Here is a 15,805-nt window from a genome sequence, read left to right on the forward strand (position 1 = left end):
GCTCAGACACGGTCCAGATAAAGATCATATTCGATCGGCGAGACCTGATTGGCGAGCACTTCCAACTCCTGCTCCTTGCACGCGAGATACATCGTGCACAGCAATTCGCCAAAAATACGCCTGTTGAGCTCACTTTCGCGAAAGTGCTGCAGTGCCGCCTGCCAGTTTGTTGGAATTGCCGGGAGCTGCTGATCATACGAGCTGCCTTCCAGCGGCGCGGGAGGCTCCATCTGCGTTTCGATCCCAACCAAAGCCGCGCCCAACACGGCCGCCAAGACCAGATAGGGGTTCGCATCGGCGCCCGCGACGCGGTGTTCGATCCTGCGATCGGCATTTTGACTGTCGGGAATGCGAATGGCCGCCGTACGGTTTTCATAGGCCCAGGCGATGCTGATCGGCGCGTGGGTTTCCGCGCGCAATCGCCGGAATGAATTGTAATGCGGGGCGAAGATCGCCGTATGGTCCGGCATCGCCGCGAGCAGTCCGGCCACGGCCGAAAGCAGCGTTTTCGACCCCTGAGGGGTGCCGTCGTCGAAGACGTTCACACCCTCGCTATCCAGCAGGCTGAAATGGATATGGAGCCCGCTGCCGGAATCCTCGCCAAATGGCTTGGCCATGAAGGTGGCTCCGAAGCCGTGCTTCCTGGCGGTGAGTTTTGCCAGATGCTTGAACAATTGCGCATCATCGGCGGCGCGCAGTGCATCACGCACGTGATGAAAATTGACCTCGAACTGGCCGCAGCCGCTTTCGGCGATGGCCGATTCCGCGGGAATCCCCGCTTTTTCACATGCCGCATAGAGGTCGGTTAGAAAGGGTCCGAATTCATCCAGTTCGCTGACGGCATAGATGGCGCTCGTCTGGCCGCGCCCGCCCACTTGCGGCGCCACAGCCATTTCGGAGGAGCTGGCGTCAAGATCATAGACAAAGAACTCCAGCTCGCTTGCGCAGACGGGGGTCAGCCCGGCCTTGGCATAGCGATCAAGCACTGATTTCAGCGCATTTCGCGGGTCAGCGGCATATGGCGTTTCAAGGTCGGTATGGAGGCTGGCAAGGATCAGAGCGCTGTCGCCATGGTCCGACGCGATTGGCACAGGCTGGCGGCCGGTGGGCACGCATATTCCATCCTTGTCACCGGTTTCGAAAACCTGCCCGCTTCCGACCACGTCCGTACCGCAGATATCGACGCCCATGATTGCCAGGGGCATCTTCACCGCGCCGGACGACAGCTTTCCAGCAAGCTTTCGTGGCAGGCGCTTGCCACGGAACACACCATTCAGGTCGATCGCCGCGAGTGTGATGAAGTCGATATTGCCCTGGCCATCGAGCCAGTCTTCGATTTGATCCTGCGGCACATTGCTCCCCTGGCGTCGATAAAATTCTCGAGAGTCGCGCTAGTAATTTATACGCGTATATTATATTAAGAAGTCTGCCCTGGCAATGGTGCCCAGGGCTGCGTCTCATCGGTGTTTAAAATGATCGAATGACGAGGGGCAGGTGCGAACGACGCGCATTGCGGGCGGGAATGCAGCACCAGAGGAGGAGAGACGATGGAAGACGCACGGCAGTCATCGACGGTACCCGACACGACGTTCAGCATCGTCGCCATCGTCCTGCTTGGGGTTTTGGCAACGACCGTCCTTGTCTCTCTCCCGGTGCTGGTCGCGGCCATGGGAAGGAAGGTTGGCGGCGATGCGACGATGATCGGCTATCTCGCCTCCGCGGATATGCTCGGCAGCGCCATCGCCAGCCTGACGGCTGGTTTGTGGATCAGGAAGATCGGCTGGCGTTTCATCACGCGGATCGCAATTGCGATGGTTGTGGCTGGCAATCTTGCGTCGGTTTCCGTCGATGGCGCGGCCCTTCTGCTCGGCCTCAGATGTTTCATCGGGCTGTTCAACGGCGTCATCCTATCGGTCGTTTTCGTCCATCTTTGCCGCACGAAACTGCCTGACAGAGCCTTTGGTCTCTACGTCTTCGTTCAGCTGTTGCTGCAGGCCGCGCTTTTGCCTTTGTTCGCAGGGCTGCTGGAGACGTACGGTATTGCCAGCCTCTATCTGGTGTTGGCCGCAATTTCGTGCTTCAGCCTTATCTTCACCATCTGGATTCCGCAGCAATTTACCGGAGCGGCGTCTGCTTCCGGGCAGGACAACGGTGCCAGCGGGGTTGGGGGCTGGGCCTATATCAGCGTCATCGCGCTTGCGGTTTACTTTCTCGCGCCCGCCGCAATCTGGGGCTTCTTCGAACCCATTGGCGGGAGGTTCGGGCTGGACGTCGGGGAAATTGCCGGTGCCTTGGGAATGTCCGCCTTTGCCGGGATCGCGGGAGCGGTCGCTGTCTTGCTGATCGGCGAAAACGGGCGGCGCCACTGGTTGCTGGCGACCGGAATTGGCATTTCGATGATTTCGGTGGGCTGGATGTTCGGCGGCGCGGGCTATTTTGCGTTCCTCCTGTCAGCATGCCTGTTCAACTTCGCGTGGAATTTCACCTTTCCCTATTTGATGGGCGTGATCGCCATTTATGATGAGGGCGGCGCAATCGCCGCTTTCAGCCTGGCTGCCCAGTTGTTCGGATTGGCCGCCGGTCCGTTGATCGGATCCCTTATATTGTCAGCAGGGCTTGGTTTTGGCGGAATTCTGACCGTCGTTATGCTGATATTGGCGGCAAGTCTGGTGCTTTTCCTGACCGCGGACAGGGTCGCCAGGCGCGGCGCCTAAAGCGATTTGGCACTGATCGGCGGCGTTTTTCCCACCCAGGCGCGCGCCTGCTCCAATTGTCCCGCCAGACCGAACAGCATGGCTTCGCTGCCAATCCTGCCTTGAAAATGCGCGCCGACGGGCATGTTGTCGGCGGTCCAATATAGCGGGACCGACATGGCCGGATGCCCCGCTATGTTCGCCAGCGGTGTGAAGGGAATGAAGTGCTTCCAGCCGTCCCAGAACCGACTGAGATCGTGCATCGCCGGAGTCACCTCGCCGTGTCCCAGATTGGGCTTGGCCAAGGTCGGGCTCAGGAAGAGGTCGAAATCCTCAAAAAAGGCGGACGCCCGCCGCGCCAAATGCCCCAGCGACCTTAAGTTCTCCAGATAGTCGATCGCCGAAATCCGGCTGCCGCGCTGGAACAGCGCATAGTTTGTCGGCTCGACATAATCCGGATGCGGATCGATGTCGCTGAGCCGGAATGCGCGGGAAACCTCCATGGCCAGATTGGCACTCATCAAATCGAGCAGTCGTTCGAACAGCTCGTCACCATCCAGATCCGGTTGCGCAAATTCGATGCTGTGTCCCAGGTCTTCGCAAAGCTTCGCGGCATCCTCCGCGGCTTCCTGGCAATCGGGGTGGACAGGCGCGCCCGTAGGCGAACGGGTGAAAAGGCCGATTTTCAGGGGACGGTCCAACCGCCCGACATGGTCGATGAAATTTCCCGGACTGTACGGGGCGTCATAGGGGGCGCCGACATCCATACCGGCGCTGATGTCCAAGATCGCCGCACTGTCGCGAACGGTGCGGGTGATGACATGATCCGAGACATTGCCCGACCACTCATCCAAGAGATAAGGGCCCTTCGCCACCCTGCCCCGTGAAGGTTTCAGCCCAAAAACACCGCAACAGGATGCCGGGATACGGATCGATCCCGCTCCGTCATTGGCATAGGCGGCCGGGAAATATCCCGCAGCGACCGCCGCCGCCGGTCCACCGCTTGAGCCACCGGTCGAACGCTCAGGATTCCAGGGATTGCGACAGATTCCGTTTACGGCAGATTCTGTCGTGATCGAGGCCGCGAGTTCGGGCATGTTGAGTTTGGCGACCAGGCGCAGGCCGGCCCGCTTATACTTCGTGACGAAATTTGTGTCATATTCCGGGTCTGTCGGGGGAAGCAGGCGGGACGACGCACCGCTGGGTATTCCCCTGTAATAGGCGCCTTCCTCCTTCGCCCCGAAGGGCACGCCAAAAAAGGGCGCGAAGTCAGGCGCGGGCGTCGATTGCCGCCGCGCATCGTCGAAATGGCGGCTGACGACGGCGTTGACCCTGCCATCGAGCTGATCGACAATCGTTTCGCAGCAGGTAATCAGTTCTTCAGACGTGATTTCGCCTTTGGCAATCAGCTCTCCAAGAGCGACGGCATCAAAACTCATATATTCGGCAGGACGCATCATCACCTCGAGAATTGGTATTTTATACGCGTATAATTTAAGGTCTCCGCTATCATCCCGTCAAGCAGGGTCTAGGGTGATGACATGGCAAAGCAGGTGAAGACAAAGCCGGTCGGGCGGCCTCGGCATTCAGCCGAGGATCAGAAGATATTCGTCGGCCGAATTGTCCGGATCGCACGTGAATTGTTCTTCGAAAGCGGGTTTGAAGCCGTATCGATGCGCAATATCGCACAGCGGGCGAATTGCTCGCCGATGACCATCTATTATTATTTCGAGAACAAGCATGCGATCCTGCAACAGATCTGGATCACCATCTTCGACGAGATTTATCGCCTGTTGGCATTGGAGAGGCAGGCGCACGCCGGCGCCCTGGAAACGTTCAAGGCGGTTGCCGCCAGATATGTCCGCTATTGGCAGGACAATCCGGAGCATTTCCACCTCATTTACCTGACGGTCGACCCCAAGAGCATCACCATGGGCGACGCGGTCCTGAACGCGCAGGGTTCCAGTGTGCGCAAATGCTACGATTTGATCGAAAGCGTCCTGACGGAATGTGTCGATGATGGGCATTTGGCAGGTGCTGAGCCGCAAGAGATGGCGCAGCTTTTGTACAGTTCGATCTATGGAATGCTGCTGTGCACGCTGACCATCCCTGAATATGAATGGATGGCGCAGGATGAATTCGCACGCGAAATCATACATCGCTTCCTGCGAAGCTACGCGCCCTGAGCCAGAATGTCCGCGGTGGGCGTATAGTCATAGCCCAATTCGTCAGCGACAGCCCTGTACGTTACCCTGCCCGCATGCGTGTTCAGCCCGTCCGCCAGATATGCGTCCCGGCGGAGCGCTTCGCGCCATCCGAGATCGGCAATTTTGAGCGCATGGGGAAGCGTCACATTGTTGAGCGCATAGGTGCTGGTGCGGGCCACAGCGCCCGGCATATTGGCCACGCAATAATGGACGATTCCGTCGACGATGAAGGTCGGGTCCGAATGCGTGGTTGGCCTGCTGGTTTCAAAGCAGCCGCCCTGGTCGATGGCAATGTCGGCCAGAACCGCGCCGGGCTTCATGTCGCCCAGCATATCGCGCGTGACCAGCTTGGGGGCCGCGGCTCCCGGCAACAGCACCGCACCGACGACCAGGTCGGCCTCTGAAATCGCATCAATCAGATTGGCCTTGTTGGATAAGCGGGTTTTGGCGCGGCTTTCGAAATGAATGGCCAGCCGCTCCAGAACGTCCGGATCCCGGTCGAATATGGTCACATCCGCGCCCAGTCCAACGGCCATTTGTGCGGCGTTGAAGCCGACCACGCCGCCGCCAATCACGACGACCTTGCCGGGCAGAACACCAGGAACACCGCCCAGCAAGACGCCGCGGCCGCCATGCGCCTTTTCAAGCGCGTTCGCTCCTGCCTGAATGCTCATGCGGCCAGCAACCTGGCTCATCGGTTTGAGAAGCGGCAGGGAACCCGAGGGCCCGGTCACTGTCTCATAAGCGATGGCCGTCACGCCCGATCCTATCAGGTCGGCGGTTTGTTCGGCATCCGGCGCAAGGTGCAAATAGGTGTAGAGGATCTGACCCGGCCTCAGCTTGGCGCGTTCTTCGGCCTGCGGTTCCTTCACCTTCACGATCATTTCGCATTCGGCGAAAATCTCATCCGCGCAATCGGCGATGCGGGCACCTGCCTGGACAAATTCATCATCGCCGCAATCGATGCCGTCACCGGCCCCGGTTTCGACCCATATGTCGTGGCCATGCGCGCTCAGTTCACCGACGCTTTCCGGGGTCAGGCCGACCCGATATTCATGGTTCTTCACTTCTTTGGGGCAACCGATGAGCATGATTGTTTCCCTTTCCGGTCAAATGAGGTTGACGCGTTCGTACGCGCTCACCCGATGTGCACGACTTTGGGCACCATGAATGCTTTCAGCCCTTCCGCGCCGTCTTCCAGGCCGTGCCCGGAATCCTTGATCCCGCCGAATGGAGAATCCGCGCTTGAAACACTGGTGGAATTTACCGCGACCATACCGGATTCGATCGCGTCAGACGCCAGGAGCGCCCGGTCCAGATTCTGTGTGAAGACATAGGCGGCAAGACCCAGCGGAAGCCTGTTCGCCAGGCCAATCGCTTCATCGAACGTCTTGAACGGACTGATCGCGGCAACCGGGCCAAAGGGCTCTTCCTGCATGATCCGCGCATCTTCGGGCACGTCCTTCAGGATCGTTGGCCGATAGAAATTGCCCGGTCCGTCCATCCGCTCGCCGCCGGTCAGCAAGGCCGCGCCCGCGCGTGCCGCGTCTTCAATCAATGCGTGGACGGCCTGAGGTCTGCGCCCGTTCGCCAGCGGCCCCATTGTGACGCCATCGCCAAACGGATCGCCGGGTTTCACCAAGGCTCGGGTGCGCGCGGCCATCGCCGCGGCAAACCTGTCGTAAATGCCCTCCTGGACGTAGAAACGGGTGGGGGAAACGCACACCTGGCCAGCATTCCGGAACTTGGCGGTGACCAGCGTGTCGAGGTGCGCTTCGATATCGGCATCATCGAATATGATCACAGGCGCGTGACCGCCCAGTTCGAACGTCGTCCGCTTCATCTGGGCGGCAGCCAGTTGAGCCAGATGTTTGCCAACAGGCACGGAGCCGGTGAAGCTGACCTTGCGGATGATGGGCGATGCGATCAGGTGCCGGCTGATCATGTCGGGATCGCCAAACACCGTCTGGGCGACTGTCCCCGGAACGCCCGCGTCCAGCAGTGCGGCCTGCAAGGCGATGGCGGACGCCGGCGTTTCCTCCGCAGGTTTGGATATGATCGAACATCCAGCCGCCAGCGCGGGCGCGACTTTCCGCGCGACGTTGAAAAACGGGAAGTTCCACGGGGCAAAGCCAGCTGACGGTCCAACCGGTTGATATGTCACACTCGCGCGTTTGCCAGCGGGCCGCACCAGCGCCTTTCCATAGCTTCGCCGCGCTTCTTCCGAATGCCAGCGCATCAGGCCAATGCCCGCTGCGACATCTCCCCTTGCCTCGTGCAGGGGCTTGCCCTGTTCGCTTGCCAGATGGGCGGCGATCGTTTCGACGCGGCCGTCCAGAATGTCGGCAGCGCGCCTGATCAACGTCCCGCGTTCGACCGCCGTGCGTTCGCGCCATTCCTTCCAGCCGCGCTCGGCGGCATCGAGCGCGCGATCCAGATCGTCGTGCGTGACATGGGGCAATTCCGCCAGTGTTTCGCCGGTGGACGGGTTCACAACCGGCTGGCAATCGCGCCCCGCCGCGCCCGTCCATTCACCATCGATGGCGCTTGCAAGCGTGTCGGTATAAAATTGATCTGTCATCTTGGCATTGTCCCTTCACACCGCCTGAAAAAGAGGAAATGGAGCACCGCGACAAGTGAACAATCGGGATGCTAGCGGTGCTGATTAAGCACCGCTCATGCGGCGCTTGGCAGGATCACCGCGCCATGATTTTCTGCAAGGTTGAGCCTTGATGACGCGCAAAATTCACAAATATATCGGGCTCTCACTGGGAGCATTCTGGCTGCTGCAGGTGCTTTCCGGGCTGGTCATCCATTTCCGCTACGACATTGAAGATCGTCTGCTGGGCGCGCAGGCCCAAACGGTGAGCGCGCAGCAGGTCGGGCAGGCAATAGATGCGGCGTCCGAAGCTGGCTTTGACCCTTATTCCATCTGGATTTCCGGCGGCGTCGAAGGCCAGTTGGATATCTATGCCAGCCGGGGCGGCGAGACCTACACGCTGCGTTCAATCCCCGATGGCGAGATTATTCGGGCACGCGCGGACAGCGAAATGCTGGACGATGGTGCGTTCTGGGAAACGATCAAGGTCTTCCACCAAACCTTGATGATGGGCGATACCGGCGAGCTTATCGTCGGATTGTCAGGGGCCTTTCTGCTGTTTTCCATAGCCATGGGCGTAAAGGCAGGCTGGCGCGGAAAGCATCAATGGCGCAGCATGACAAAGGCTCCGGCAGGGCGGATTTCAAGGCGTCCCGTCACCCTCGCATGGCACCGACTGCTGGGATACTGGCTCTGTCTTCCGCTCTTTGTTCTGGTGAGCGCCGGTGTCCTCCAGGCATGGCACATCCCGCTGGAAAAACTGCTGGCCGGTCCCGCCGCCCCTCCCCCTTCCGCAGCGCAGGCGGATGAGGACGGCAGCAGGGCACCGGCCGGTCCGATTGACGCCGAACGTGCTGTTGCGATTGCCCTGGCGGAATTTCCAGGAGCGCGCTTCACTGCCATCGATTTACCCGCGGATGCAGAATCCTCGTACCGGATAAAGGTCAATACACCGGATGAAATGCGGCGGACCTATGGGGGAAGCGAGGTCTGGGTTGGTGTGGACGGGAGTGTCCTGCGAAAAACCCACGCATCGGAGCTTCCGGCGAGCCAGCAATTCATGAATGCGCTCTATCCCGTGCATACCGGGCAGGTCTTCGGCTTTACGGGCCGCCTCCTGGCGTTTTTTGCCGGGCTTGGCATGGTCGCCATACTTATCCTGACCATACGCATTGTCTTCACACGGCCACGTCAGCCAGTACGTGCCGATTGACGAGCGCTCTTTCGCCGTGTCAGACTTGCAGTCCGATACCGGTTCGGGAAGTCTTGGAAATTTCGCAATGGCCTTGCAAGGCGCTTCACAAATTCCGCCAGAGCGAAAAGCACTTCCGCCATTCGAAGCCCTGCGGGCATTTGACGTGGTCGCCAGGCTCGGCGGTATACGCAAGGCGGCCAAATGGCTTGACCGTGACCATGCGGTCGTCAGCCGCCACCTTCGCATGATCGAGACCTGGAGCGGCGTGAAACTGGTGGAGCGTACGCCGGTAGGCGTCGCTTTGACCGATAAGGGGCGATGGTATCACGAAGCCGTTTCGCTTGCGCTGGATAACATCGCCCATGCAACGCTCGACCTCCTTAACCATGGACAGCATAATCGCCTTGTCATCTGGAGTAGCCCGGGCTTCGCTTTGCATTGGCTTTCACGGCATTTGACGCAATTTGAAAAGAAGATACCAGGTCTTGATATCGAAGTGCGGCCGGTTGATTCAGAGCCCGACTTCGCCAGCCATCAGGCCGATCTGCACATCCGCTTTATCTCGAATTATCAGAATGAGCTGGATGACAACCCCCTGCTGCGGCATGAAACCATCGCCGAAGCTGAGATCATCGCGGTCACCGGTGAAACATATCTCGCCAAGCATCCAGCGATTGAGACACCGGCTGATCTGATCAATCACCAATTGCTGCACGAAAGCGGCTTTGAAAACTGGATTGCCTGGTTGAAAGCGCATGGTGTGGCGGCAGACGGCAAGGTCGATGGACCGCGGCTGTGGCAGGGTCATTTGACGATGGACGCCGCTGAACATGGCAATGGGATCGCATTGTCCAACACACTCGTTGCGCGTGAGGAGCTCAACGAAGGCGCCCTGATCAACATCGGGAAGGACAATCCGGCATTCGAGCCCAAGATCGGTCAATATGTCCTGGTCGCGCGCCGGGATCGCTGGAATGACAGCCTGGTTCGCCGCTTTCGCAGCTGGCTCAAGAGACGGGTGTCACGGGATCTGGCGTAGATCCGGGCGGTCCAGGGGCGGTGCTAGCCTATGTCGGCAACGACGGCGTTGAAGAAATCATTATCCAATATCACCTCGGCATAGCGCGGCTTTGCGCGAGCGCTTAGCGTGGTAATGACGATGTTCCGCGCTGGATTGATATAGATATATTGGCCAAATATGCCTCGCGCGCTGAAAGCGCCGTCGTCGAAACTGCCTTCGCGGTTCGGAACGGGCCACCACATGTAACCATAGGGCAGGGAGTCATCACCTGCCGCGCGAATGCTCGTAGCTTCCCTGAACCAGTCGTCCGGCACGACCATCTCGCCGTCCAGCGTCATGCCACTAAGGGCGAAAAGGCCAAATCTGCAATAATCGCGCATGGTCGCGCAGATTCCGCTGCCGGCGACCTCAAGCCCGTTCGGTGATTCGAGCCACCATGCGGCATCGTGTTCCGTGCCTATTCGTGACCAGATTTTCTCACTGAAATAGTCCGACAGCCATTTGCCCGTCGCCGCCTTCAGCAATGCACCCACGACATGCGTTTCACCCGTGCTGTAATTCCAGCGCTCCCCCGGCTCTGCGATGCTGGATCGGTCGGCCATATAATCGAGAATTGCGCCGCCTTTCTGGGCGACCTGCAATGCCAGCATGTGGCGCCGATGCGAGGCGGCGTCGGTATGGGTGTCATCCCAGTCCACGCCGGAAGTCATCTGCATGAGATGACGTATGGAAACCGGCTCATATCCGCCGCCCCGAAGCTGGGGCAGATAGGTAACGAGCAGTTCGTCGACATTCTGAATGAAACCGTCCTTAATCGCGCATCCGACCAGGGTGGTCGCGACGGACTTTGCCATCGACATCGACATCCACCGCGTTTCCGGACTTAGGCCCAGATCGTAATGTTCGAGCAGCGCCTGCCCGTCCTTTACAACCATCACCCCGACCACGCGATTGCGCGAGACATAGTCGACCAGGTCGTAGTCCCCGTCGTTGCCGGGGATGTGCAAATCCGAAATTCGCCGGTCTGCCAGGGGAATGTCCCTGACCGGCCCGGTGCCCCGGCTTATGGTTCGACTGGGAAAGATCCTTTCGGTCGTCGCAAAGGTGACGGCCTGATCGATCGGCAGCAGTTTTCCGGCATAGGCCCTGGTAATGTCCGACGGTTGCCTGTCATCTGCCACGATCGTCTCCCGAGTTTTCGTCCTTATATGCGCGCACCGCTTGCCGGGCGCGGTGCGAAGCTTCTTGCCCGGCGGTGCGGTCAGAACAACACTTTCATCAGCATTGACATCTTGCCCGATTCCGACCTCATTCGGATGATGCCGGGGGAATTGAGAAGGCGAATTCATGAACAGCGAACGTGACGATTGGAGGATGTATATCCCGCCAGCATATGAAGCGAACGATCCACTTGCCATCATTCGCCGATACCCCTTCGCCATGTTCGTTACAGCGGACGAGGATGGGCACAGCTTTGCCACCCAGATCCCGATCCATCCGGAATTGGGTGTGGATGGCCAGCCAGCCCATTTGATCGGCCATCTGGCGAAGTCCAATCCGCAGGCCAAGATGCTGAAGGATGGAATGCCCGCCCTGGCGGTGTTTTCAGGCCCCCATGCCTATATTTCCTCGACTTGGTATGTGGAGATGCCGACGGTTCCGACATGGAATTATGTCACCGCGCAGGTCCGCGGAACATTGACCGTGATGGATGGCCCGGAAGATCAGATGAACGTTCTGGAGCGCGTCGTTTCCGAAGCGGAAAGAGCCAATGGCAGCCAATGGACGATGGCCGACGCCCCCGAGGGCAAGGTCGAAACACTTATGCCGCACATCCGGTCGTTTCGGATCAAGATCGACAGAATTGATGGCAAAGCGAAGTTGAGCCAGACCCATCCCGCCAGCGATCGTGACCGGATCGCGGCTGCGCTCGATCGGCGCGACTTTCCAGGCGACAGGGAAATATCAGCGATGATCAAGGCTTTGGACGCAGGCTGAATGCGCGCCTGGGCTGGTGATCCTGCAACACCGGCCACCACCCTTTACACATCTCGTCCTTTGTCAGCCGCGCTGTGATGATGACAATGGAATAGAGATTGCGACGGGGATGAAACGACATGTCGATTGGCCATAATTACACGCGGGAACTGCGCCAACTGGATGACCGTCACAACATTCATCCGTTCTGCGATGGAAAGCAGCTGATCGAGCGCGGCTCAACGATCATTTCGCGCGGTGAAGGGTGTTATGTCTGGGACAGTGACGGCAACCGCCTGCTGGACGGAATGGCGGGCCTGTGGTGCGTAAATGTGGGCTATGGCCGGAATGAACTGGCCGACGTCGCCGCAAAGCAGATGCGCGAGCTGCCATTTTACAACATGTTCTTCCAGTCCACCACGCCGCCGCAGATTTCTCTTGCCGCGCGGCTGGCAGAGGTAACGCCGGACGGACTGGACCATTTCTTTTTCGCCAATTCAGGCTCGGAAGCGAATGATTCAATCATTCGCATGGTCCTGCATTTCTGGAAAGTGGAAGGTCAGCCGACAAAGCGGCACTTCATCGGACGGAATCTGGGATATCATGGCAGCACCATGGCGGCGGTCAGCATCGGCGGAATGAAGCCGATGCAGGACATGCATGCCGCGGGGCATGAAATCCTGCCCGGCTTTCATCACATTGGCGAGCCGCATTGGTACCGACATGGCGGCGATCAAAGCCCCGAGGATTTCGCCAAGAGCGCGGCCGCGGAACTGGAGGACAAGATCATCGAACTCGGCGCGGAAAATGTCGCCGGCTTCATTGGCGAGCCCATTCAAGGTGCCGGAGGCGTGATCGAGCCGCCGGCCGGATATTGGAAAGAGATCGAGAGGATCTGCCGCAAGCATGATGTCCTGATGATCGTTGACGAAGTGATCTGCGGCTTTGGCCGCCTGGGCGAATGGTTCGGCGCGCAATATTATGGCGTGCAGCCCGATGTCATGACCATGGCCAAGGGATTGTCTTCGGGCTACCTCCCGATCTCCGCCGTCGCATTCAATTCCAGGATCAATGAAGCGTTGCGGTCGGGCGGCGTCTTGAGCCACGGTTACACCTATTCCGGCCACCCGGTCGCCTGCGCGGTGGCCGAGGCCAATATCGATATCATCGAGAATGAAGGTTTGGTCGAGCGAACCCGGGAGGAAACCGGCCCCTATTTCAACGAAGTCATCGGGCAGATCGCCGCCGACCACCCCTTGGTTGGGGAAAAACGGGGCGCGGGCCTGCTGGCCGGACTGCAGTTGATGCAGGATCGCGGCAGCAAAACATTCTTCGAAGCAGGCAGTACGGCCGCGATCCAGTGCCGCGAAACAGCGCTGGAAAACGGGTTGATTATGCGAGCCGTCGGCACAGCGATGGTCCTGTGCCCGCCGCTGACCATCACGCGCGGTGAGATCGACGAGCTGGCGGAAAAGACCGTGATGGCTCTCGACGCGACGGCAAAGGTTCACGGCATAAAGTAGGTTTGACGGCTACTGTCGTCCGCGCCGCGGGGCGCCCTTCCCCTCGGCCAGTTCCGCATCCGAAAAAACGATGGGGCAGCGCAGGCCGGGTAATGCGGTGCCATCGTCGGCGATGTGTTCCGTGATCATCCGCCGATACATGATCTGCGGGTCGGACAGCGCCTCGGAAATCGAATTGATCGGCCCGCCAGGAATGCCATTTTCCTCCAGCGCCAATAAAAGTCGGGCGCAGTCCCAATGGCTCAACCTCCGGGAGATCGCCGCCGCCAGGGCATGACGGTCTTCAACCCGTCCCTTGTTGGTGCGCCACTCTTCCAAAAGCTGAATGTCGATCAGTTCGGCAAAGCGCTGGAACTGCTGATCGTTGCCAACCGCCACGACGATCCAGCCATCCTTGCACTGAAAAGACTGATAGGGCGCGATATTGGGGTGAGCATTGCCGATGCGGTGTGGGCTTTCCCCCGACACCAGGCAGTTTAGTGCCTGATTGGCCAGGGTGCCGACCATGACATCGAAAAGCGCCATGTCGATGTGTTGCCCCAATCCGGTCGCCTGTCGCTGTATGAGCGCGGCCTGTATGCCGATCGCCGCGTAGAGCCCCGTCAGGATATCGGCATAGGCGACCCCGATTTTTTGCGGAGGACCATCGCTTTCGCCGGTGACGTCCATGATTCCACTCATTGCCTGAATGATGAAGTCGTAGCCGGCGCGTTGCGAATAGGGTCCGTCCTGACCGAAGCCTGTAATCGAACAATAGATCAATTTGGGATAGCGCTGCTTCAGTGTTTGGTAATCGAGGCCGAACTTGACGAGCCCCCCCACCTTGAAGTTTTCGATCAGAACGTCGGCGTCCTGCAACAGCTCGAGAACTTTTGCCTGCCCTTCGGCCGTGGCAAAATCAGCCACGACGCTGTCTTTTCCGCGGTTGGCCGCGTGAAAATATGCGGCATCCTCGCTGCCGTCGGCATAGGTAACAAACGGAGGCCCCCAGCCGCGCGTGTCATCCCCGGCCGGGCTTTCGACCTTGATCACCTGCGCGCCCAGATCCGCGAAGAGCTGCCCGGCCCACGGACCCGCCAGGATGCGCGCCAGTTCAACAACTTTGACGCCTTGCAATGGGGCGGAGGCCCTGCCCCTGCCGGTCTTCATCAGAACGCGGCAATGCCGGTAATGGCACGGCCCAGGATCAATGCGTGGATGTCATGCGTGCCCTCATAAGTATTGACGGTTTCCAGGTTCACCATGTGACGCATCACCGGAAATTCCTGTGAAATTCCGTTTCCGCCGAGCATATCGCGTGACGCACGTGCGATATCGAGGGCTTTTCCCACATTGTTGCGCTTGATCATGGATATCATCTCCGGCGCAAATGTATCGCTTTCCATCAGGCGGCCCGTTTGCAGACAGGCCAGCAGGCCGAGCGAAATCTCGCTTGCCATGTCGGCCAGCTTCTTTTGATAGAGCTGCGTCGCCGCGAGTGGACGAGAGAATTGATGCCGGTCCAGTCCATAGGCTCTGGCGGTTGAGAAACATGCCTCCGCGGCGCCCATGGCCCCCCAGGCGATCCCGTATCGTGCGCGGTTGAGGCAGCTGAACGGTCCCTTCAGGCCCTCCACACCGGGTAGCAAGGCCTCTTCGGGGACGTCGACCTCATCAAGGTTTATCATCCCGGTGATGGATGCCCGCAGCGAAAGCTTGCCCTGGATTTTCGGCGCGCTGAGGCCGGGCATGTCCTTTTCAAGAACGAACCCCCGTATGGCGCCGCCATGGGCTTCCGATTTGGCCCAGATGATGAAGACGTCCGCGATCGGTGCGTTCGATATCCAGGTCTTCGCGCCGTTCAGCCGGTAGCCGCCGCCCGGTAGCGCCCTTGCCCGGGTCCGCATCCCGCCGGGGTCCGATCCGGCACCGGGTTCGGTCAACCCGAAACACCCGATCAGCTCCCCGGCGGCGAGGCGCGGCAGATACCTGCGCTTCTGGTCATCCGAGCCAAAAGCGAAAATGGGGTACATGACGAGGCTGGACTGTACCGACATCATCGAGCGGTAACCGGAATCGACCCTTTCGATCTCCCTGGCGATCAGGCCGTACGCAACATAGCCCGCGTCAATGCCGCCAAATTCCTCGGGAAGCGTAGCACCGAGCAGTCCCTGGCGGCCCATTTCCCCCATGATCGCCGGATCTGTATGTTCATCGGCAAAGGCCTGCTCGACATGCGGCCGAAGTTTGTCGGCAGCGAAGGCCCTGGCTGAATCGCGGATCATGCGTTCTTCGGCCGTCAGCTGGCTTTCAACAAGAAGCGGGTCTTCCCAGTTAAAGTGAATCATGCGCGGGGCACCCTCCATCAAAGCGGCTGTAAGGTCTCGAACGTGATTATGGAGGTGCGTTGGGGCGGCAACAAAGTGATTAAGCCGCCAGAAGTGGTGCCTCATGAGCGCCGCCGCCGACCATTGCACGACATGGTGCGCTTCGCGCACCGAAAGCCGCATGAAATACCTTTGACAGCCGATGCCCATCATCCATGCTGGAAAGGATAGGATGTGAGTAGTTTTCGGGAGGAGTGCGTGTGGCCCGTTCGAAAGTTGGCCTG

General features: G+C 59.4%; 13 protein-coding genes. 6 read left to right on the plus strand and 7 right to left on the minus strand.

Annotation, left to right across the window (positions count from 1 at the left end; all coding sequences use genetic code 11):
- Nucleotides 1-2 precede the first annotated feature (2 nt).
- Nucleotides 3-1,352: a glutamine synthetase family protein gene (locus tag KCG44_RS00620; protein WP_218443554.1), complete on the minus strand. Its 1,350-nt coding sequence runs from the start codon at nucleotides 1,350-1,352 to the stop codon at nucleotides 3-5.
- A gap of 195 nt (nucleotides 1,353-1,547) precedes the next feature.
- Here KCG44_RS00620 and KCG44_RS00625 point away from each other — a divergent pair, with 195 nt between their 5' ends.
- Entirely contained in the window at nucleotides 1,548-2,714 is a 1,167-nt protein-coding gene (locus tag KCG44_RS00625) for an MFS transporter (protein ID WP_218443555.1), read from the plus strand.
- Here the strand turns inward: KCG44_RS00625 and KCG44_RS00630 are convergent.
- Nucleotides 2,711-4,153, minus strand: a complete 1,443-nt coding sequence (locus KCG44_RS00630; protein ID WP_218443556.1) for an amidase — start codon at nucleotides 4,151-4,153, stop codon at nucleotides 2,711-2,713. The genes KCG44_RS00625 and KCG44_RS00630 overlap by 4 nt on opposite strands.
- A gap of 81 nt (nucleotides 4,154-4,234) precedes the next feature.
- Here KCG44_RS00630 and KCG44_RS00635 point away from each other — a divergent pair, with 81 nt between their 5' ends.
- Nucleotides 4,235-4,879, plus strand: a complete 645-nt coding sequence (locus tag KCG44_RS00635; protein WP_218443557.1) for a TetR/AcrR family transcriptional regulator — start codon at nucleotides 4,235-4,237, stop codon at nucleotides 4,877-4,879.
- Here KCG44_RS00635 and ald read toward each other — a convergent pair.
- Together ald and KCG44_RS00645 are read right to left on the minus strand one after the other, a co-directional pair.
- A complete protein-coding gene (gene ald, locus KCG44_RS00640) occupies nucleotides 4,867-5,991 on the minus strand; it encodes an alanine dehydrogenase (RefSeq protein ID WP_218443559.1) in 1,125 nt (374 codons plus the stop codon). The two genes, KCG44_RS00635 and ald, sit on opposite strands and share 13 nt — an antisense overlap.
- 47 nt (nucleotides 5,992-6,038) lie before the next feature.
- Nucleotides 6,039-7,481 (minus strand): NAD-dependent succinate-semialdehyde dehydrogenase, encoded by a 1,443-nt coding sequence (locus tag KCG44_RS00645; RefSeq protein WP_218443560.1) that lies wholly within the window; start codon nucleotides 7,479-7,481, stop codon nucleotides 6,039-6,041.
- A 151-nt stretch (nucleotides 7,482-7,632) separates the two neighbouring features.
- Here KCG44_RS00645 and KCG44_RS00650 point away from each other — a divergent pair, with 151 nt between their 5' ends.
- Together KCG44_RS00650 and KCG44_RS00655 are read left to right on the plus strand one after the other, a co-directional pair.
- Nucleotides 7,633-8,712, plus strand: coding sequence for a PepSY-associated TM helix domain-containing protein (locus tag KCG44_RS00650; RefSeq protein WP_218443561.1), 1,080 nt, complete (start codon nucleotides 7,633-7,635; stop codon nucleotides 8,710-8,712).
- A gap of 67 nt (nucleotides 8,713-8,779) precedes the next feature.
- Complete coding sequence (locus KCG44_RS00655) at nucleotides 8,780-9,733, plus strand: LysR substrate-binding domain-containing protein (RefSeq protein ID WP_255536238.1); 954 nt, start codon at nucleotides 8,780-8,782, stop codon at nucleotides 9,731-9,733.
- Between the two features lie 23 nt (nucleotides 9,734-9,756).
- Here the strand turns inward: KCG44_RS00655 and KCG44_RS00660 are convergent, their stop codons facing one another.
- The gene (locus KCG44_RS00660; protein WP_218443563.1) at nucleotides 9,757-10,896 is read right to left on the minus strand and encodes a serine hydrolase domain-containing protein; all 1,140 of its coding nucleotides are present in this window, start codon (nucleotides 10,894-10,896) and stop codon (nucleotides 9,757-9,759) included.
- Nucleotides 10,897-11,062: 166 nt separating this feature from the next.
- On the opposite strand from KCG44_RS00660, the gene KCG44_RS00665 reads away from it, so the two are divergent.
- Entirely contained in the window at nucleotides 11,063-11,713 is a 651-nt protein-coding gene (locus KCG44_RS00665; RefSeq protein WP_218443564.1) for an FMN-binding negative transcriptional regulator, read from the plus strand.
- A 119-nt stretch (nucleotides 11,714-11,832) separates the two neighbouring features.
- Complete coding sequence (locus KCG44_RS00670; RefSeq protein ID WP_218443565.1) at nucleotides 11,833-13,215, plus strand: aminotransferase; 1,383 nt, start codon at nucleotides 11,833-11,835, stop codon at nucleotides 13,213-13,215.
- A 9-nt stretch (nucleotides 13,216-13,224) separates the two neighbouring features.
- Here the strand turns inward: KCG44_RS00670 and KCG44_RS00675 are convergent, their stop codons facing one another.
- Both KCG44_RS00675 and KCG44_RS00680 read right to left on the minus strand, forming a co-directional pair.
- Nucleotides 13,225-14,364, minus strand: coding sequence for a CaiB/BaiF CoA transferase family protein (locus KCG44_RS00675; protein ID WP_218443567.1), 1,140 nt, complete (start codon nucleotides 14,362-14,364; stop codon nucleotides 13,225-13,227).
- Entirely contained in the window at nucleotides 14,364-15,542 is a 1,179-nt protein-coding gene (locus KCG44_RS00680; RefSeq protein WP_218443569.1) for an acyl-CoA dehydrogenase, read from the minus strand. The genes KCG44_RS00675 and KCG44_RS00680 overlap by 1 nt, the downstream gene beginning before the upstream one ends.
- Nucleotides 15,543-15,805: the final 263 nt, after the last annotated feature.

The sequence above is a fragment of the Pacificimonas pallii genome, from assembly GCF_019204005.1.
GTDB classification, from domain to species: Bacteria; Pseudomonadota; Alphaproteobacteria; order Sphingomonadales; family Sphingomonadaceae; genus Pacificimonas; species Pacificimonas pallii.

Coding starts and splice junctions, on each gene's coding strand:
- KCG44_RS00645 (WP_218443560.1), bottom strand. CDS start 7,481: ATGACAGATCAATTTTATACCGACACGCTTGCAAGCGCCATCGATGGT.
- KCG44_RS00650 (WP_218443561.1), top strand. CDS start 7,633: ATGACGCGCAAAATTCACAAATATATCGGGCTCTCACTGGGAGCATTC.
- KCG44_RS00675 (WP_218443567.1), bottom strand. CDS start 14,364: ATGAAGACCGGCAGGGGCAGGGCCTCCGCCCCATTGCAAGGCGTCAAA.
- ald (WP_218443559.1), bottom strand. CDS start 5,991: ATGCTCATCGGTTGCCCCAAAGAAGTGAAGAACCATGAATATCGGGTC.
- KCG44_RS00630 (WP_218443556.1), bottom strand. CDS start 4,153: ATGATGCGTCCTGCCGAATATATGAGTTTTGATGCCGTCGCTCTTGGA.
- KCG44_RS00625 (WP_218443555.1), top strand. CDS start 1,548: ATGGAAGACGCACGGCAGTCATCGACGGTACCCGACACGACGTTCAGC.
- KCG44_RS00680 (WP_218443569.1), bottom strand. CDS start 15,542: ATGATTCACTTTAACTGGGAAGACCCGCTTCTTGTTGAAAGCCAGCTG.
- KCG44_RS00635 (WP_218443557.1), top strand. CDS start 4,235: ATGGCAAAGCAGGTGAAGACAAAGCCGGTCGGGCGGCCTCGGCATTCA.
- KCG44_RS00665 (WP_218443564.1), top strand. CDS start 11,063: ATGAACAGCGAACGTGACGATTGGAGGATGTATATCCCGCCAGCATAT.
- KCG44_RS00655 (WP_255536238.1), top strand. CDS start 8,780: ATGGCCTTGCAAGGCGCTTCACAAATTCCGCCAGAGCGAAAAGCACTT.
- KCG44_RS00670 (WP_218443565.1), top strand. CDS start 11,833: ATGTCGATTGGCCATAATTACACGCGGGAACTGCGCCAACTGGATGAC.